13 protein-coding genes are annotated in these 18465 nt (G+C 62.6%); 11 read left to right on the plus strand and 2 right to left on the minus strand.

The genetic code is table 11. The features are described 5' to 3' along the window. Positions 1–30 precede the first annotated feature (30 nt). From MRX98_RS17810 to MRX98_RS17840, 7 genes are read left to right on the plus strand one after another with little or no spacing between them, the layout of a single operon-like run. Positions 31–3564, plus strand: coding sequence for a type VI secretion protein IcmF/TssM N-terminal domain-containing protein (locus tag MRX98_RS17810; protein ID WP_246913215.1), 3534 nt, complete (start codon positions 31–33; stop codon positions 3562–3564). Further along, entirely contained in the window at positions 3561–4217 is a 657-nt protein-coding gene (locus MRX98_RS17815; protein ID WP_246913217.1) for an AMIN domain-containing protein, read from the plus strand. The genes MRX98_RS17810 and MRX98_RS17815 overlap by 4 nt, the downstream gene beginning before the upstream one ends. Positions 4218–4229: 12 nt before the next feature. Continuing rightward, entirely contained in the window at positions 4230–6506 is a 2277-nt protein-coding gene (locus MRX98_RS17820) for a type VI secretion system Vgr family protein (protein WP_246913219.1), read from the plus strand. A gap of 9 nt (positions 6507–6515) precedes the next feature. Next, the gene (locus MRX98_RS17825; RefSeq protein WP_246913224.1) at positions 6516–10253 is read left to right on the plus strand and encodes a DUF2169 family type VI secretion system accessory protein; all 3738 of its coding nucleotides are present in this window, start codon (positions 6516–6518) and stop codon (positions 10251–10253) included. Continuing rightward, positions 10240–11292, plus strand: a complete 1053-nt coding sequence (locus MRX98_RS17830) for a pentapeptide repeat-containing protein (protein ID WP_246913225.1) — start codon at positions 10240–10242, stop codon at positions 11290–11292. Before MRX98_RS17825 ends, MRX98_RS17830 begins: the two co-directional genes overlap by 14 nt. Positions 11293–11329: 37 nt before the next feature. Beyond that, the gene (locus MRX98_RS17835) at positions 11330–11986 is read left to right on the plus strand and encodes a DUF3540 domain-containing protein (protein WP_246913227.1); all 657 of its coding nucleotides are present in this window, start codon (positions 11330–11332) and stop codon (positions 11984–11986) included. Between the two features lie 23 nt (positions 11987–12009). Then, the gene (locus MRX98_RS17840) at positions 12010–12414 is read left to right on the plus strand and encodes a DUF4150 domain-containing protein (RefSeq protein WP_246913229.1); all 405 of its coding nucleotides are present in this window, start codon (positions 12010–12012) and stop codon (positions 12412–12414) included. A 77-nt stretch (positions 12415–12491) separates the two neighbouring features. Here the strand turns inward: MRX98_RS17840 and MRX98_RS17845 are convergent, their stop codons facing one another. Next, complete coding sequence (locus tag MRX98_RS17845) at positions 12492–13409, minus strand: TetR family transcriptional regulator (RefSeq protein ID WP_246913230.1); 918 nt, start codon at positions 13407–13409, stop codon at positions 12492–12494. A 425-nt stretch (positions 13410–13834) separates the two neighbouring features. Here MRX98_RS17845 and MRX98_RS17850 point away from each other — a divergent pair, with 425 nt between their 5' ends. The 4 genes from MRX98_RS17850 (at position 13835) to MRX98_RS17865 (ending at position 17203) form a co-directional block, all read left to right on the plus strand. Continuing rightward, positions 13835–14947 (plus strand): NAD(P)H-dependent flavin oxidoreductase, encoded by a 1113-nt coding sequence (locus MRX98_RS17850; RefSeq protein WP_246913232.1) that lies wholly within the window; start codon positions 13835–13837, stop codon positions 14945–14947. Between the two features lie 43 nt (positions 14948–14990). After that, positions 14991–15863: an alpha/beta fold hydrolase gene (locus MRX98_RS17855; protein ID WP_246913234.1), complete on the plus strand. Its 873-nt coding sequence runs from the start codon at positions 14991–14993 to the stop codon at positions 15861–15863. A 132-nt stretch (positions 15864–15995) separates the two neighbouring features. Beyond that, positions 15996–16379, plus strand: a complete 384-nt coding sequence (locus MRX98_RS17860) for a DUF1330 domain-containing protein (protein ID WP_246913236.1) — start codon at positions 15996–15998, stop codon at positions 16377–16379. An 11-nt stretch (positions 16380–16390) separates the two neighbouring features. Continuing rightward, positions 16391–17203 (plus strand): magnesium transporter CorA family protein, encoded by an 813-nt coding sequence (locus tag MRX98_RS17865; protein WP_246913238.1) that lies wholly within the window; start codon positions 16391–16393, stop codon positions 17201–17203. Positions 17204–17336: 133 nt separating this feature from the next. On the opposite strand, the gene MRX98_RS17870 is transcribed toward MRX98_RS17865, so the two are convergent. After that, positions 17337–18356: a peptidylprolyl isomerase gene (locus MRX98_RS17870; RefSeq protein ID WP_246913245.1), complete on the minus strand. Its 1020-nt coding sequence runs from the start codon at positions 18354–18356 to the stop codon at positions 17337–17339. Positions 18357–18465: the final 109 nt, after the last annotated feature.

An 18465-nucleotide genomic window follows, 5' to 3' on the forward strand; every position in this document is an offset into this window, starting at 1 on the left:
GCACATGAAATCCGGAATGGTTATTGACCCATGGCAAGACTTCTGATGACCGCACTGAAGATATCTCTTCTACTGCTACTCGCCCTGGCCGTGGGATTTGGCGCGCTGCTGCTGGCCGACCACCAAGGCTGGCCGCGTTGGACCGTGGCTGTGGCGCTGGTCGGGCTTTTGTTCCTCGTTGTGCTGGTTTTATTGCTGCGCCGCTATTACTACCGACGCCGGGAAGCGAAATTCGTGCGGCGCGTGGTGACCCAGGACCAGCAGGCCATCGATGCAGCGCCGTTGCACGAGCGCCGCCGCCTGGTGGCGTTGCAGGAGCGCTGGGCCACGGCCGTGGCGACGCTGCGCGCCTCGCAACTGCGTCACCGGGGAGATCCGCTGTACCGCTTGCCCTGGTTCATGATTTTCGGTGAGAGCGGATCGGGCAAATCCACGGCGGTGGCCCACGCCCGGTTGAAGAACATCCTGACCGACGCCGGCCCGACCGGCGGGATCGCAGGCACCCAGAATTGCGACTGGTGGTTTTTCGAGAAGGCGGTGGTCCTGGATGCCGCCGGGCGGTATGCCGTGCCGGTGGCCGACGAAGATCGCGGGGAGTGGGAACGCTTCCTGGTTTTGCTGGCCAAGTACCGGCGCAAGGAGCCGCTCAACGGCCTGATCGTCACCCTGCCGGCGGATCGGCTCCTGGCCGGCGACTTGGACGCCCTGGCCGATTACGGGCGTTCGCTGCGCCTGCGCATCGACCAGCTCATGCGCGTCCTGGGGGCCAAGTTCCCGGTATATCTGCTGCTGACCAAGATCGACCTGGTGCCGGGTCTGACCGCCATGGCCGAGCTTTTGCCGGACGAGCGGCGCAGCCAGGCCTTGGGGCTGTTGAGTGCCGCCGAGCAGGGCGATCCGCGGGTCTTTGTGGATGCCGCCATCGCGGATGTCAGCCGGCGACTCAAGGCGCTGCGGTTGCGCCTGGCGGCGCCGGTGGGCAAGGCGGCGGGGCGGGCGGTTTTGTTTCCCGATGAGTTTGAACGCCTCGCGCCGGCCATACGGGCCTTTGTGGACGGCGCATTCCATGAAAACCCCTACCAGGAGACCCCGTTTCTAAGGGGCTTTTTCATCTCCAGCGGGCGCCAGTCGGGGCTGGTGCGATCCGGGGTATTGGGCGGCCTGGAAAGTTTCAAAGAGCGCCAATGGCAGTTGCCCGATACCGGACGGGGGCTTTTTCTGCGCGACTTTTTCGACGCCATCCTGCCCCGGGACCGATCCGGGTTTCGCTTGCTGGGCGAATACCGCTCCTGGCGTCAGGCCACCGCCAACCTGGCACTGACCGCATGGTTGCTGCTGCTGCTGACCGCTATCGGTCTGGCCGGTTTTTCCTACATGCATATCCGCCAGGTGATGGCACCGGTGCACGCCGACTTCAACCGTCCCCCGGAACTGGGTGGCGACCTGGCCCGGGATCTGGTCACCCTCGGGTTGCTGCGGGACCGCATCGTGGAGATGGAGCAGCGGCTGCACCACCGTATCCGCTTGGATATGGGATTCAACCAGGGCCGGCAGGCGCTGCGCGGGCTGAAACGCGCCTACAACCAGTGGTTTCGTACCCATGTGCTCGATCCCACCGACGCCGCCATGCGGGACCGGATCATCACCCTGGGATCCCACGCCCGGGACGACACCGCCCTCGCCTATCTGGAGTACCTCGTCTGGCGCGTCAATGCCCTCGCATCCCCCCGGGCGGGGTCCTCCGATGCTCCGGGTCCCGCGCAGGCAGGGTCGCTGCAAGCCCTGGCCCTGGTCCTGGGTGAACATTTGCCTTACGTAACCGCCTATTTTCCCGACATGTACCGCTCTTATGCCATGTGGGAGGCGGATGCGGGCCGGCTTGAACGCGAACGCCTCGAAATGCAGGCCTGGGCCAACCGGATCATCGAACTGGAAGGCCGGGACCTGCACTGGCTGGTCGATTGGGCCGACAGCCGCATCACCCTGATGCCCATCACCCTGGATGATTTCTGGCCCGGCCCCGGCCGGGTGGCCCATGTCCCCCGCGTTTCCGGTGCCTTCACCGTGCAGGGCAAGGGCGAAATTGAACGGCTGGTGGCCCAACTGGGACGGGTGGCCACCGATCGGGCGGTGTTCGATAAACGGGTGCGGACCTTCTGGGATGCGTATGCCCGGCAATTCGAAGCGCAATGGAGCGCCTTCGCCCGTGGCTTCGGTCAGGGCAGGGATAAACTGCTGACCCGGGATGGGTGGCTGGGGACCGGTGCCGCCATGGCCACCCTGGACAACCCCTACTTTCGGCTGATCGCGCGCATGGACGAGGAGTTCGACGCCATCCGGGCCCTCAGGCCTCAAGACCATCTCGCGCGCCTGGCCCGGGAGTACACCTATATCGCCAACAGCTACCAAGCCGCCCAGGCCAAGGCGACCCTGAAGACGACCATCGCAGCGAAGGTGCAACGGCTGGAGGCGCATCTGGACCGCTTGGATAAGAGCCTTGCGGCCTCCGACGAATTCAGCGAATACATGAAGGCCCTGGATGGTTTTGTGACGGTCAACGCGACGCCCAACACGGCGTACCGGTTCGCCTTGGACCACTATGGCCAGAGCGCCGGGGACGGCACCGACTCGCCGGTGGTGCAGGCGCTGGCGGCTGCAAAACAGATACGCTCCCTTTTGGGCCATGACCCGGCCGTCGAGGCGCCCTTCTGGGCCTTGCTGGAAGGCCCGCTGGACTTTCTGGTCGACCTGGCCACCTTCGAGGCCGCCTGTACCGTGAACGATCTGTGGCAGTCCCAGGTGGTGGCAAGGACGGCCCGCATGCCGGAGAACGCCTTGTGGCCCGCGCTGTTCGGCGAGCAGGGCCTGGTCGAAGCGTTTGTCGCCGCCTCGGCGCAACCCTTTTTGAGGCGTACTCGGAACGGCTGGAGACCGGAAGCGTGGCTTGGCCGCGCTTTCCCTTTCCAGCAGCCGTTTCTGGCGTTCCTCGACCAGGGCGCGCTGCGCCGGCAGCAGCTCCAACCCAGTTACACCGTCTCGCTGGCCGGCCGACCCACCAACGTCAATCCCGAGGCCCGCAGCGAGCCCTACCAGACCCGCCTGACACTGCAATGCGCCGGCGGTCTGCAAACCCTGGACAACTTCAACGCCCCCAGCGCCCTGGATTTTGTTTGGGAACCGGCCACCTGCGACCATGTGACCCTGACCATCTTTTTCGAAGCGTTCACCCTGACCCATGCCTGGCGCGGGCAGTGGGGTTTCCGGGACTTTCTGCGCGCCTTCCGGGACGGGCGCGAGGTGTTCACCCCGGCCGACTTCCCGCAACAGAAAGGGGCGCTGGACAATCTCGGGGTGCGTTTTGTGCAGGTCAACTACACCATCCGCAATGCCGAGCCGGTGCTGGTCCTCGAAACTTACCCGGCCCTGCAGGTGCCGGACAAGGCTGCCCACTGCTGGCCCGGTCCGACGGCAGGACCCGGGCCCGATCCGCAAACGGGGCGTGCGACCGTTACGCAGGGATCCCCCGGTACCTCGGCAATCGGCAAGAAAGGAGTGGCGCCATGAGTGTGCTGCACTCCCCCCGGGCCCCCTGGATTTTGCTGCTGCTGTTCGGCGCGGCGGTCCTGGTTTTGGTCCTCCTGGCGGCGGGCCGGGATGTGGGGCTGCTCCGCGATGCGGACACCCTATCCGATCCGTCGGCCTTGACCCGCGAGGTGCGGATGCCGATCCCCCAAGTACCGCCAAGCAGCGCCAGGGGGCAAGCACCAGCATCACCCGCAAAGGAGCGTCCGATCCCGGATCGGCCCCAGGACCCGCCCGCCCCGCCGCCGGTTGCGGCCCCCCGGGATGTGCCGCCGCCCGCGGTGCCGGAACCGACCGCAGGTCCGGGCCGGCTGCTCGCCTACACGATTACCCATCACGACGAGGACACCGGCTTGACCGCCCGTTTTCGCACCGACATCCCCGTGGCCGATCCCCGGGTCTTCTTCCTGGCCGATCCGGCGCTATGGGTCGTGGATTTGCCCGGTCGCTGGACGAATCTGGCACCGCGCGTTCACACCTCCGACCAGGGGGTCGTCGGACGCATGGTGATCGGCGAACACCCGGACCATCTGCGCATCGTCTTTCACTACCGGGACCGGGATCGGCCGCGTCCGGCCGCGGCGCCGGTAGTCACTCGGCAATCCCAAGGCATCACCGTGTCCATCGCCCCATAAAGGAGAAGCGTCATGCCGCAAATGAAAGAGAACGCATTTACTTTCGAAAGCCGGGCCCTGGCCAAGGACACCTTCAGCGTGGTCCGTTTTTCCGGCGACGAGGGACTCTCCGCCCTATACTGCTTCGATATTTTGCTGATTTCGGAAAGCGCGGACATCGACTTGACCGAAGTGCTGCAAAACCCAGCCACCTTCACGATCAAAAGCCAGTTCGCCGACGGCCCGGATCTGCCCTTTCACGGCATTCTGTCCGCCTTCGAGCAGATGCACCAGAGCGGACCGTACATCTATTACCGGGCCGAATTGAGACCCAAGCTGTGGTGGCTGACCCTGACCCATCACAACCAGGTTTTTCTCGATAAAACCGTCGACCGGTTTCTCAGCGACGTGCTCAAGGACGGCGGCCTGGCCCCGGCAGTGGATTTCGAATTCCGTTTTCAGGGGCAATACGCCCCATGGGAGTATGTCTGCCAGTACGGTGAATCCCACTTTGCCTTTGTTTCCCGGTGGATGGAACGCGAAGGGGCCTATTACTGGTTCGAACAGGGCGCGCAGTCCGAAAAAATGATCGCTTCGGACACCCGCATCGCCCACGCCCCCCTGCCGGGACACGAGACGTGCCTCTACTCCCCACCGTCGGGACTGGACACGACCGGCGCGGACACGGTGATCAAGCGCTTCACTCTGAAACAGGCCCCCATGCCCAAAAACGTCCTGCTCAAAGACTACAATTACATGAAGCCCGGACTGGATCTGGAGGGTCGGGCAACCGTCCAGGACCAGGGACGCGGGGAGATTTACCTGTATGGCGAGCATTTCCCGGACACGGGCGAGGGGCAGCGACTGGCCGGCGTGCGGGCCGAGGCGTACCGCTGCCGCGAAAAGACGTTCCACGGGCTGTCCGCCATTGCGGCGTTGCGGCCGGGCTACCTGTTTACGCTGGAACGTCATTACAGAGCCGATTTCAACGGGCAATACCTGACCACCACCGTGCATCACGAGGGCAGTCAGGCACGCTACCTTGTCAGCGGGCTGGGCGTCGGCGACCTGGAGGACCGTGAAGGTCTTTTCTACCGCAATACGTTTACTTGCATTCCCGGCGATGTCCAGTATCGGCCTGCGCGGACCACGCCCAAACCGCGGATTGCCGGCACTTTGTCGGCCAAGATCGACGCCGCCGGGTCGGGCCGCTACGCCGAACTGGACGCCAACGGCCGGTACAAAGTCATTTTGCCCTTCGACCGTTCCGGGCGCAGCGGCGGCAAGGCCTCGGCCTGGATCCGCATGATGCAGCCCTATGCCGGCGAGGGCATGGGGTTCCACGCCCCGCTGCACAAAGGCACGGAAGTACTGCTCTCGTTCATCGAGGCCGATCCGGACCGGCCGGTGATCTGCGGGGCCGTTCCCAACGCCGAGACCCCCAGCCCGGTGCGAGACGCAAACCAGACCCAGATCCGCCTGGTCTCCGGCAGTGGCAACGTCATGCACATGGAGGACAAGGCGGGCAGCGAGCGCATTCTGATGCACTCGCCGGCGGCCAACACTTTTCTGCGCCTGGGCGCGCCCAACGATCCGGACACGGCCGCGGGTCATCAGGGCGACAACCATGAGGCGCAGCCCGAGGAGGAGGAGACGGAGTGGGGCGCCCGCCTGGTGACCGACAAGCTGTTGAAGATCCAGGCCGGGGGCGAGAACACCGTCATTTTGGGTGAATGCATCGAAACCGTCGTCGGCGTCGATCTTGGCATCAAGCTGATCAACACCGATGAGATTATCGGCGGCATCAAGACGGAAGTGATGATGGGCGGTCAGGGCAGTTACACGCCCTTGGTTCACTGGCATCTCAAGGGGAGCGAAGAAAAGGTGGCCGCCACTGAAATGAAGGTGATTGCGGCCAAGCAGGACGCCTTGGGCACTTACGAGGTGGTCGAAGGCGAACAGGGTCGGGTCACGGCCACGCTGACAGCGGTGACGGCCGAAGCAGCCCGAGCCGTCGGGGATAGCATAGACGTAACCGGCGCCGTCACCACGGCGGTCGGAACGCAGACCGAGGCCTTAGGAGAGCAAATCCGTGCGGCTGTCAGCCAAACCACAGCGCTGGGTGAGCGCGTACAGGCGCTGGGCACCTGCGTTCGGACCGTTGGAAGTCAACTATCCAATGCCGGGACCTGCTTGCGCAATGCCGGGTCCGATATGTCCAACTCCGGAACGCGTATTGATAATGCAGGTACGGCACTGCAAAACGCATCCATCGCCATCCGGGATGCGCCCATCATCATGGACAACTAGGAGCGTACCGTGAAGGTCGTCAAAGAGCTTACCCACGGCATCCTGCTCAATTACTTCTCCATCCGGGGCCAATCCCACCTGGTGGTCTCGGTGTTGACTTTTTTCGACCTGGATGCCCCCGATACGCCGCTTTCCGAACAGGAGATGTGGCGCTTCGTTCCCCTGGCGCTGGGCGACAATGCCGTTCTGGATGCGGCCATGCCCAAGGCGCGGGCCGAAGTGCTGCTCAAATCCCGATGCTTCGCGCCCGGAGGCGTACCGCGGCCGGTCGGGCAGGTCGCTTTGCGCGTCGGCCGGATATCGAAAAAGCTCGATGTCTTCGGCCCGCGGTTCTGGCAGCGGGGCGTGGCGGGATGGGCCATCACCGACCCGCAACCCTTCACGGCCATCGACATCGATTGGCCGAACGCCTTTGGCGGGCCCGATTTCCCGCTCAACCCACTGGGCCGGGGGGCTGTGCCCGGGACGACGGCATCCGGCGCAACCCGCCATGAACTGCCCGCCGTGGAAGACCCGGCCCGGCTCATCGGCGCACCCGGCGACCGGCCCGCGCCGGGCGGATTCATGCCCATCGACCAGAGTTGGCCGCAGCGCCGCGCCAAGGTCGGCACCTACGATCAACAATGGTTTCAAACCCACTGGCCCTATTTTCCGGAGGACATGAACTGGACCTTTTTCAATACCGCCCCCGAGGACCAGCAGCAGGATACCTTTTTCCAGGGCGGGGAAGCGGTGGAACTGATCAACATGCACCCGGAGCGCCAGGTGGTCAGCGCCTGCCTGCCCCGTTTGCGCCAGCGGGTTTTCGTCAACCAGTTCAATGATCCGCGCGACCCGGCACGGGGGCTGATGTTTCGCGAGGGTCGCACGCAACTGGACACGGTCTGGCTGTTTCCCCACGCCCTGCGGGGCATCGCAGTGTACAGGTGCGTGCTGCCGGTGGCCGAAGAGGAGGCCGTGGACGTCAAGCAGCTCTATCTGGTCACCGAATCTCCGGACGAGGCCCCCAAAACTCTTGCCCATCACCTCGAGGCTTTGAACAAGCGCCTGGACCGCAGCGTGCAGGTGGACATGTCCCAGTTGGACGCGGCCTTGGCCCAGGCCGCCCTGGACCTCAAGCAGGTCGAAGATATCCCCAAAGCCCTGGCCCACAGCCTGGCGGTGGCCAAGGGCGATGTGCCCAATGCGGGTCTTGCGCCCCGGAATGCCGCGGCCCAATGCCTGGCGCTGCTCGATCAATCCGGGACCCGTATGCTGGACGCCGAGAAGCAGTTGGCGGATGTGAAGGATAAGTTCGGACACATGGTCCGGATCGACCTGGCCCCGTTGTCCCGGGCCAGGGACAAGTTCGAACAACTCAAGGAAACCATCCACCGCCGGATGGCTGCCGCCGACGCCTTGACCCAAAAAGCCAAGTCCGCCAAGGCGGGGATGCGGGACAAGGTGCTCAAATCCCTGGACCGGCCGGCCACCCAATCGTTCATCCCCCGTGTGCAAGCGCAGATGACACCTCCGGACAAAGCGCCATGGCACGAACAGGCCCTGGAAATGGTGCGCCAGGGGCGCTGCGACCTCTCCCTGGACCATGAACGCATGGCCGCGCTGCGTGGGCTCGGGCTGCGGCCCGTGACCCTGAAACGGGCCATGCTGGCCGTCATGCCCCGGGAGTGGTCGTTTGTCCCCGAAGCGTGGGGTCTGGATCCGGCACCTCCCGTGACCCTTCCGGCCGGGCTGGTATTGGTGGCCCATGAAGGCGCGCACATCACCCGCCTGGATGTGCGCCGCGGTCCCCTGGAAAGCGGTGCGGACGACATCACCGTGCCCGGTTCCCAGGCGACCCCCTTTAGCGCCGGCCTGGCCCCGGGCAAAGCCGTGGTGCAGGTGGCCGACCCGCTGGAAGCCTGGCTGGTCGAGCAGGCGGCCGGCGATTTTGTCGGGGCGGTGGCGCTGGCCGATCCGCAAACAGCGCCGGACAAGCAGACGGCCGCCCTGCTGCAAGAGACCGGTCGATTGCTGATCGTGATCTACGACCGGGATCCAATTGCCGTTGAAAAAGCGTTCGCCCCGTGGCGCGCGGTATATCCCCAAGCCGAACCCCTCGCCCTGCCGGCGCAATCGGCCATACTCGATGCCCATCAAAAGGGGGTGGCGCTCGAGCAGTGGATTGTTGCGGCGCTGGGTCCGGATCAAGCGCCCTTTGTGCCTGACGACAGTCCTTTGCGGGCCGGGAAGGCGGGGGTGGTCGGCGGCATCGCTCTGCCGACGGTGGATGCCATGGGGCTGTATCAGGCCCACCACGACGGCATGATGCAGAAGATGGCCCCCATGCTGGAAAAGAGCGAAGCGTTGCAACAGTCGCTGCCGCGTAAAATGGAGGCCGCCATCGAACAGGCCAGGGCCCAAATGACCAAGGATGGACTGCAAAAGCACGGCATCGATCCCCAAGCGTGTTTCAAGCCCGCTTTCCCGGAAAAACCGCCTGAAGGCTTCATGGCCGGCCTGGATTTGCCCGCCAAGTATGCCCATATCCGCAATACCCTGGCAACGGCCGGGCAGTTGACGCCCGAGCGGGCCGCCGCCCTCGACGCCCAGGAAGCCAAGATGAGCGGGGTGCTGGCAGCGTCCAAAGCCCAATGGGCCGCCGGGCAGGCCAAGCGGGTCGACGCCGGCGCCGGGTTCGTCTTTCCGGAGTGGGCCAGGGAGCTGCTTGCGCCCTTTCATGTCGACCCGGCGGATACCGAAAAGCTGACCCGCGAAACGGTGATTGCGCGTCACGCCGACCACATCTCGCTCAAAGGCAAGAACCTGAGCGGCCTGGATTTGTCCGGCTTGGATCTGTCCGGCGCGGACCTGCGCGGTGCCCGCATGCAAAAGACCCTTTTCACGCAATCCAATCTGGATGGCGCGGACCTCAGCGGCACCATCGCCGACGGCGCCGACTTTACCGGGGCCTCGTTTCGCAACGGCAAGGCGGTGCAGGCCCTGCTGGGCAAGGCGGTTTTTGCCGGTGCCGCTATGGGCCGCACGGATTTCAGCAAGGCGCTGCTCAAGGCGGCCGACCTGTCCCGGGCCGATCTCTCCGGCAGCATCCTGGAGCAGGCCCTGCTGGAAGGGGCCAATCTCACCGGCGCCACGCTCACCGGCGCCAAGGCCGCCAAAGGCTATTTCATGGGCGCGGACCTGACCGGCGCGGACTTCAGCAACGCGGATGCCGCCAAGGCGGTCTTTTTGAAAGCGACGACCGAAAATACCCGATTTTCCGGCACCGATCTCGGCAAAGCCATCTTCTGGGACGTCCGGGCGGACGGGGCCGGGTTTCAAGCGGCCAACCTGGACAACGCCCGTTTCGGCGGGACCGCCTCGGTCACCCATGGCGATTTCAGCGCTGCCGATCTGTCGCACGCCTCCCTGATCGACGCCGATCTTTCCAGCGCAGATTTCAAGGGGGCCAAAATCCAGCGCGCCTATTTGCGCAACTGCAACCTGTCCCGCGCCGACCTGTCCGGCGTGCAGGCCCAGCGCACCTTCTTGCACCGCACCAACCTGGACGGTGCCGACCTCTCCAGGGCAAATCTTTTCATGGGCTCCCTGCGCAAAGCCCGGCTGGTCAACGCCGATCTGTCTAGGACCAACCTGTATGGCGTGGAGATGTACCGGGCCGAGGTGGGCCGGACCCGTTTCGAGGCGGCCAACCTGAAAATGACCCTTCTGCACAACCGCGAGGCGCTGCTCGATGACCCGCAATGAACTGGCCGCGGCCATTGCCCGCGACGACACCATCGAAAACCAGGACCTGACCGGCGCGGACCTGACCGGCCTGGATCTTTCCGGGGCGCGCTTTGAAAAATGCGTGCTGGGCGGCGCCGATTTCCGCGGTGCGGTGATTCGCCGCACCGGTTTCAAGGGGTGTGTGCTGCAAGGCGCGAACATGAGCAACGCGGACCTGACCCAGGTGTTGTGGATGAACATGGACCTGAGCGGTGTCAATCTGAGCGGCGCCAAACTGGAAAAGGCCGTGCTCACCGGCGCCAGGCTGGTGGAAGCCGATCTGACCGGCGCGGACCTGACCCGTGCCGTGCTGGACAACGCCGTGCTGGACCGGTCGCGCATGGGCCGGGCGCGCCTGTTCCGGACCGTGCTCTTCCAGGCATCGCTCAAAGAAGCCGATCTGACCGGCGCGGACCTGACCCGGGCCGTCTTTTTCAAGGCCGATCTGAGCGGCGCCGATCTCAGCCGCGCCACGCTGCACAAGACCTTTCTGCGGGACTGCGCCCTGGCCCACCAGGATTTTTCAGGCGGCACCTTCTCCTGTGTGCAGGCCGGCGGGGCGGATTTAACCGGCGCCAATTTCTCCGGGGCGGATGTCAACCGCTCCAATTTCATGGGAGCCGCCCTGGCAGGGGCCGATTTCAGCGCGATGAACGGATTCGGCGCCGTCTTCATGGAAGCGGATCTGCGCGGCGCCACCTTTGCCGATGCCGTATGCAACAATGCCAACTTCGAAGCGGCCCGCCTGGACGGGACCGACTTCACCCGCGCGCGGCTGGAACAGAGTCTGATGGCCAGGAGCGTCTGCGCCGGTGCCGTGTTCAGCCACGCGCAGTGCGCCTATTGTGACTTTTCGCATGCCGATTTGCAGGCCGCCGATTTCTCCCATGCGGCACTCTACCGTGCCAAAATGCACCGCGCGCGGGAGGATCACACCATCTGGGACGGCGCCAACCGCGATTCGGCGCTGAATACCGACCCCGATCTGGACGAAGCCGAACAGTGGGCGCCATCGTAAAATTCAGGCCGCCCGACAGACCCATAAGGAGACACCGATGCCCCAAGCCGTCCAAAAAAAGATCGAATCCCCGGAGTTGGCGCTGACCTATGCCGCCGTGGCATCCGTCAACGGCGCTGCGCTCGTGGTGCAGACCCCAACCGGCCAAATGCAGGCCCGCAAGGCCGTCAGCTGCCTGCTGGCCCCCGCGCCGGGGGACCAGGTGCTGGTATCCGTGGACCGTTTCGGCCGCGCCTATGTGCTGGCCGTTTTGGCGCGTCCGGACGCGCTGACGGAAAACCGGCTGTCCCTGACCGGACCGACCCGGCTGACGGTGACCGGCGGCGACCTGACCCTGAGTGCCGAACACGGGATGGACCTGGCCTCACCGGCACACCTCTCTCTGGCCGCGGGGGAACTGAATGTCCACGCGGGTCGGGCCGAGATCGGTCTGGCCGAAACCAATTTCACCGGCAACGCCCTCAGCGCCAACATCGTCCGCATCCGGACCGTGGCCCGCAGCGTGGACAGTTTTGTCAAAAATTGGGTGCAGCGCATGACGTCGTGCTTGCGCTATGTCCGCGAGCACGATGAAACCCAGGCCGCTTCGGCCCGCCAGTTGGTCGAAGGCACGCTGACGGTGCAGACCGGCAACAGCGTGCACCTGGCCGAAGGGCATGTGAAGATCGATGCCGAGCAAATCCATCTGGGATGATGCATCGCACATAAGGAGTGAAAATGTTTCAATTGACCATGATGGGCGGCACGATGATGGGGTTTCCCGATGTGTGCCTGACGCCGACCCCCGCGGGCCCGGTGCCCATCCCCTATCCCAACATCTCCACCGGCGTGACCACCGTTCCCACCACCACGGCGCTCACCGTGCTGACCGACGGCATGCCGTCCCACAATCAGATGTCCGAAGTCTATATCAGCAACGGCGACAATGCCGGGGTCAATATGGGGGTGGCCTCGGGCGTGGTGATGGGCCCCACCGAATTCATCCTCGGCAGCCTGACCGTGCTCAAGCAGGGCATGCCCGCCCAGCGCATGACCAGCATGACCGGACACAACGGCCTGTCCATGAACTGTCCCGGCGTGTGCCTGGCACCCAGCCAGGTAACCGTTCTGATCATGGGTTGATCCAGTAAATGGAACGTCCCTTTTTTCCCTTTTTACAGTGAACGGCGGTCCGTTGCGCCATGGCCGAACGGGCTCCTTCATCCTTCCGGTTTTCCGGTCGATTTGTAGAAAATATTGAAAATTTCCTTGCCCTTGTCCGTCAGAAAGGCATTGTTGAGCATATCGCCCACAAAGCACATGGCATCGTCGATGTCGTAAGTGTCTTCCATGGTGGTCAGGTGGATGGCCGCTTCGTTGATGGCCAGGTTGAAATAGGCCAGCAGCACCGGGTCCACCGGTTGAATGATGCCGTTTTGGATGGCCCTTGTGAGCTCTTTGATCAAATTCTCCATCATTTCCCGGTACAGGCGTGACAAACGGTCCTTGGCCCATGGATCGCCGATGATGACCCCCGAGCGCAATTGATTGAGAATTTCACCGATTTTGGCATAATGGGCATAAAAGGTTTCGAACATGGTCTTGGATCTGCGGGTGAGGTCCTTTTCGTTCTTGAGTGATGCGCGGATCTCTTTTTTGAAGTTCTTGACCACGTATTCGATGGTTTCGACGAACAGCTCGCGTTTGTCTCGGAAATAGCGATAGAAGGTGGGGGCCGAGATGCCGACCGCGTTGGTGATCTCCCGGATATTGGTCAGATAATATCCCCTGTTGGCGTAAAGTTTCAGGGTGGCTTCGATGATTTTCTCGCGAATTGCCGCATTTCTATGACCGTTGCTTGGTGGCGCTGCAACGGCGGCGGCGGGGGGTTTGATCAGGGAGTAAAGCTCGGTGAGTTTGTGCTTGATGTGGTCCAGGGGTACGCGGCTGGTTTTGGCTGTTTTCAGATAGTCCAGCTTGATTTTTTGGATGGTCGCCAGGCGCTGAATGTGCTGCTGGTCATATTCGGCCGTGGTCTGTCCCGATTTGACAGGGCGGTGCAACAGACCGCAGTTGACATAGTGGTGGATGGTCGAGCGCGGAATGCCGGTTGTCTTTTCCAGTTCGCCGATTTTCATCGATTGCTTTCCTGAATGGGCGCCCTGACGGGCAGGGCGGCTGAAGTGCCGCGTCGCAACGTTCCGTCGCTGGTGGGCGGGCACGGTTCCGCTGGGATCGTGCGCCTGCAGTGCGTTGTAAAGTGAAGATTATAAAGTGAAACTATAAAGTAAATTGTTGCGTCTGTAAATATTCTGCTTGCAATTACGACCCGTTGCGAGGCTTCAAATGGAACAACCCGGTTGTTGTTCTGCGCAAAAACCGTTAAAAAACAAATATATGACAAATTGATGGCCGTTGTATAGCACCTTTTTTTTATTTGACAAGAGTGCCTCTTCTTTGTGTAAAAAGGGCGTTGGCTGCACCCGCCAAAGCCACAGGTTAACACCGTGTAATACACTTTTGAATTCATGGACCCACATCATCGACCAAAGGAGACACGACCATGTTGAACACACCGCTTTGCCAATTGCTCGGGATCAAATACCCCATCATCCAGGCCGGTATGGGCCCGTTCAGCAACAACAAACTGTGCATCGCCACCGCCAATGCCGGTATCCTGGGTCTGTTGTCCACCAGCGGCATCACCACCAAGAAGGACCAGCCCGGCATCTACAAGCATTTTGCCGAAACCGGCGGTGCTTCCCCCGATGATTCGCCGGAGGTGATCTTTCGCAAGATTTTCCAGCAAACCTTCGAAAACACCAAGGAGAGCGGCGGCATTTTCGGTATCAATGTGATGGTGTCGGCGGAACTCAAGCCGATTGCCGAGATGATCATCAACACGGCCATCGAGGCCCGCAAGGAAAACCCGGAGATGCAAGAACGCTTCAAGGTGATTTTCACCTCCGCCGGCGATCCCATGGGCTGGGGAGACAAGATCAAGGGGGCCGGCTTCAAGTGGCTGCATGTGGTGCCGTCGGTCAAAGGCGCCGAGCGGTGCCGCAAGGCCGGCGTGGATCTGATCGTGGCTTCGGGGCACGAGGGTGGCTTCCACACCTCGTGGGAGCCGGTGCACAGCATGATTCTGCTGCCGGCGGTGGTCGAGGCCATGGCGCCCCACGGCATTCCGGTGGCCGGGGCCGGCGGCTTCTGCGACGGCAAGACCCTGGTGGCCGCCCTGGCCATGGGTGCGGCCGGCGCCCAGATGGGCACCCGCTTTCTGGCCACCCAGGAGAGCGATTTCGCCGATCTGTGGAAACAGGGGATCGTTAAAGCCGGCGATCGGGGCACCCTGGTGGCCAGGGGCTTCGTGGGACCGGCGCGCTGGATCAAAACGCCGGCCAGTGTACAGCACATGGAAAACACGCTGAAGAAGGCGCCGGGCGTTTTCATGGGAACCCCGGATGACGGCATGAGCGAGGGCGCGCGCGAACTGATCGAGTTCGAGAAGAAGGGCATCGATGCCACCTTCGAAGGGGACGAAAGCCGCGCCCTTTACGCCGGCGGCGAGTGCGCCCAGCGCATCAACGACATGCCCACCGTCAAGGAGCTGGTGGAGCAGATGGTGAGCGAGGCCCGGCAGATCATTGAGGGCTTTCCAAAGCGCTATGCATAAAACGACGTGATCGATTCATAAACCCTATGAAAGGAAGGTGGTTATGAAAACGAGGCGGATCGACATTGCCCGCGGAAGTTTCAACATCCGTGAAGGGGGTGCGTCGGACGGTTTTCCGGTGGTGATGCTGCACGGTTGGCCGGAAAGCAGTTATTGTTGGGAGGGGGTGGCCGCGCATATGGACCCGGCGTTGCGCATCATCGCGCCCGATTTGCGCGGTCTGGGCGACAGCGAGCGCACCTTGAATCTGGAAGCCTATCAGAAAGTGGAACTGGCCCGTGATATCATCGCGATCCTCGATGACCTGGCCATCGACGCTTTTTTCCTGGTGGGCCACGACTGGGGCGGCATCGTGGCGCAGGAGATCGCCCTGCTGGTACCTGACCGGGTCAAGCAAATGGTGATCATGAATATTCCCGTCATCACCAACGCCGCCGGCGCACAGGAAGCAGGTAAGGCATTGGCCGCCATGCGTTTTATGCCCTACTGGTATCAATATTTTCAAATGCAGCCCCATTTGCCGGAGGCCATGATCAAGGGCAACGAAGCGGTGTGGGTCTCCTATTTCTTCGGTAAGAAGGGAAAGGACGGCATCATCCCCGCGGCGAATATTGCTGAATATGTTCGTTGCTACGCCATCGAAAACACGCCCGCCACGGGCGCATCCTACTACCGGGCCATGGCCATGGACGCCCAGCGTTGGGCCTCCATGGCCGGCCAACGCTTTACCATGCCGACCCTTTACATATACGGCTTGGAGGAGATCACCATCGTTGCGGAAAACCTGCTTCACCTGGAGGATTGTTTCGATTCGATCCAGGTCGAGAAACGTAAGGCCGGCCATTTCATCCAGGAAGAGCTGCCCGAGGAGGTGGCCGACCTGATGAATCGCTTTTTCAAGAGCCCTACGGCTTGACGACATTCTCGATGTCCGTTCGGAAACAGCGGGTAGCTCGGCTTCACCGAGTTATAAAAAGGTGAGGGGGTGGCGATGCGCAATTAACGGTTTCCGGACGGACGCTTTTCATCTATGCTTGGAGGAGAAACGATGGGCGACATCTCAACCAACGAGGAGCAGTTCCAGGCGCTGGCCGACAATTCCGACGAGGGCCCCTTTGTCATGCTCAATCTGTTGAAATTCAAAGAGAGCGGGGGGCGCGAGGCCTATTTGCGCTATGTTCAAGAAGCCAATCCTTATGTGGCGGGGGTCGGCGCCAAGGTGATCTACAGCGGCAAAGCCAATGAATTGGTCGGCGGCGATCAGACCTGGGATGCCGTGATGCTGGTTGAATATCCTTCGCGCCGGGCTTTTCTGCAAATGGCCAGTGATCCCGGTTACCTGAAGGCCCACGCCCACCGCGTGCAGGCCCTGGAGCGGGCGGTGTTGTATGCCACCGACCCCATGCCCATGAGAACGATCTTGTCCGGATAGGAGGACACGATTTGGGGCGTACGCTTTTGATCGCCGCACTGGCTGTTTTGTTGGTGCTCAATTTCACCGCCTATGGCGATCGTGCCGGAGAGGCGTACTTCGATCAGGCTTTGAAAAGTGCGGCGGCCACATTTGCCGTGGCGCGGGTGTTGAACGGCATCATCTCCGTCATCCAACATGTGGAGGTGGCCGCCGCCCCGGCAGGCGTCGGGTTGTCGGCCGCGCCGGGCCAGGTGCTCGACCCGCTCAACGATTTGGTGGAGCAGTTTTCCACGGTGATGTTGATGGCCACGGTCTCTCTGGCCATGCAAAAGTTGTTGCTCTCCTTTTCCGGGTGGTGGGTGGCCAAGGTGGTCATCGCCGTGCCGTTGGCCTTGCTGCTGCTGTGGCTGCTGGTGGGGGACCGCGGTGTGTTCGGCGCAAGGCAGCGCGGCCTGCTGGCGCGGGTGGTGTTGATGCTGTTGCTGGTCCGCTTCGCGCTGCCTTTCGTGGCCGTGGCCAGCGGGGCGGTGGAGCGGGTTTTTCTGAACGAACCGATTCAGACCAAGACCGAGGCCCTGGTGCGCATCGAGCAGTCCGCCGTCGAGCTGATGCCGGCCGACGAAGAGGAGACGGATCGCAAGTGGCACGAGAGCTTGCTGGCCGGCGGTAAAAGCATGCTGCAGCTGCGGGAGAACGCCAAGCTGCTGCAGGAGAAAATTGCCGGCGCCATCGGCACCATCGTCGATCTGATCGCCCTGTTCATCATTCAGACTGTCTTGTTGCCCATCGGTTTTCTCTACATAGCGATCAAGGGCGTAAAAGCCCTTTGGCGCACCGCCTAGCGAGCGGGATGCAATTTGCCCGTTCCATTCCCGCGCCCTCCTTGTTTGGTGTTGCGGGGTCGGCTTGGATCGCGGATTTGCGGCTGTTGCAGGGGTGCCGCTTCCGCGGCGCCCCTCACTTTCGGGCGGGTCGTTAGGAATCGGCCGGGACCGCCGAGGGTTGTATCTGGATGTCGGCTTCCGCCCGCAGTTGCACCAGCCGGGCCGCCACGGCCTCATGGATTTTCCGGTTCCGCAAATGCGCGGCGACATGTTCTTCGACCTCATCGAAAGGCATGACCCGGGCCGGTTGCCGATCGGTCACCTCGAGTAGATGAAAGCCGCGGGAGCTCTGCACGATGGGGCTCAGCGCGTTCACCTCGGTGGCGAAGGCCGCTTCTTCAATGACTTCTTCCATGGTGCCCCGGGTAATGAATCCCAGGTCGCCGCCGCTGTCCAGGCCACCGCAGTGGGAGGCCTCTTCGGCCACCTCGGCGAAGGGCTCACCCGCCAGGATTCGCTGTCGCAGGGCTTCGATGGCGGCACGGGCCGCTTCCATGTTGGCGTCGGTCCCATCCGCATCCGCATCCACGTAGACGCAGATCTGGTTGGCCCTGACCTGTTCCGGTATCTCGAAGTGGTGGGCGTTTTCTTGATAAAAGGATCGCTTCTCCTCGGGCGAGACGGTGATGGTGCCGGCGATTTCCCGTTCCACCCAGGCCTGGATCGTCAGATCCTTGCGGATCAGCGGCAATACCTCCGTTTCGGTCATGCCCGCACTTTTCAGCACACCTGCGAATATCACTTCGTTGATGTGCTGCCGTTTCATCTCTTCCAATTCAGTCGCCACCGCCTCGTCAGTGACGACGATGCCCTCCCGGGTGCTGTGCTGCCATAACAACTCCGTTTCGATCAAACGGTCGAGGGTTTCCCGGCGCAACGCGTCGAGTTGCTCTCCCTCCGGGAAAAGCCCCTGCATGGCATGATCGTCCCGTACTTTTCGCATTTCCCGTTCCAGCGTCTTCAGGGCGATGGGAGCGCCGTTGACCAGGGCCACCGGTTCCGAAGGGTCGACGTTTTCTTTGTGCTGCAGAAACCACCATGCGCTGAACAGCAAGGCGGACAAAAGCACCAGACAGACGGAAAACCAAACAATTCGCTTGTTGAGGGACATGGTTGCTGCTCCAAGGGGCTGCGGCGTTGTTCCAACACCTCGATTCAGGGGGCAATCGAAGGGTGTGCCGCCGTACGGTGGCACACCCTCGAGAAGTAACACGTTTTAT

It is taken from the genome of Desulfatitalea alkaliphila (assembly GCF_022968795.1).
GTDB lineage: Bacteria > Desulfobacterota > Desulfobacteria > Desulfobacterales > Desulfosarcinaceae > Desulfatitalea > Desulfatitalea alkaliphila.

Coding starts and splice junctions, on each gene's coding strand:
- MRX98_RS17810 (WP_246913215.1), top strand. CDS start 31: ATGGCAAGACTTCTGATGACCGCACTGAAGATATCTCTTCTACTGCTA.
- MRX98_RS17815 (WP_246913217.1), top strand. CDS start 3,561: ATGAGTGTGCTGCACTCCCCCCGGGCCCCCTGGATTTTGCTGCTGCTG.
- MRX98_RS17820 (WP_246913219.1), top strand. CDS start 4,230: ATGCCGCAAATGAAAGAGAACGCATTTACTTTCGAAAGCCGGGCCCTG.
- MRX98_RS17830 (WP_246913225.1), top strand. CDS start 10,240: ATGACCCGCAATGAACTGGCCGCGGCCATTGCCCGCGACGACACCATC.
- MRX98_RS17835 (WP_246913227.1), top strand. CDS start 11,330: ATGCCCCAAGCCGTCCAAAAAAAGATCGAATCCCCGGAGTTGGCGCTG.
- MRX98_RS17840 (WP_246913229.1), top strand. CDS start 12,010: ATGTTTCAATTGACCATGATGGGCGGCACGATGATGGGGTTTCCCGAT.
- MRX98_RS17845 (WP_246913230.1), bottom strand. CDS start 13,409: ATGAAAATCGGCGAACTGGAAAAGACAACCGGCATTCCGCGCTCGACC.
- MRX98_RS17850 (WP_246913232.1), top strand. CDS start 13,835: ATGTTGAACACACCGCTTTGCCAATTGCTCGGGATCAAATACCCCATC.
- MRX98_RS17855 (WP_246913234.1), top strand. CDS start 14,991: ATGAAAACGAGGCGGATCGACATTGCCCGCGGAAGTTTCAACATCCGT.
- MRX98_RS17860 (WP_246913236.1), top strand. CDS start 15,996: ATGGGCGACATCTCAACCAACGAGGAGCAGTTCCAGGCGCTGGCCGAC.
- MRX98_RS17870 (WP_246913245.1), bottom strand. CDS start 18,356: ATGTCCCTCAACAAGCGAATTGTTTGGTTTTCCGTCTGTCTGGTGCTT.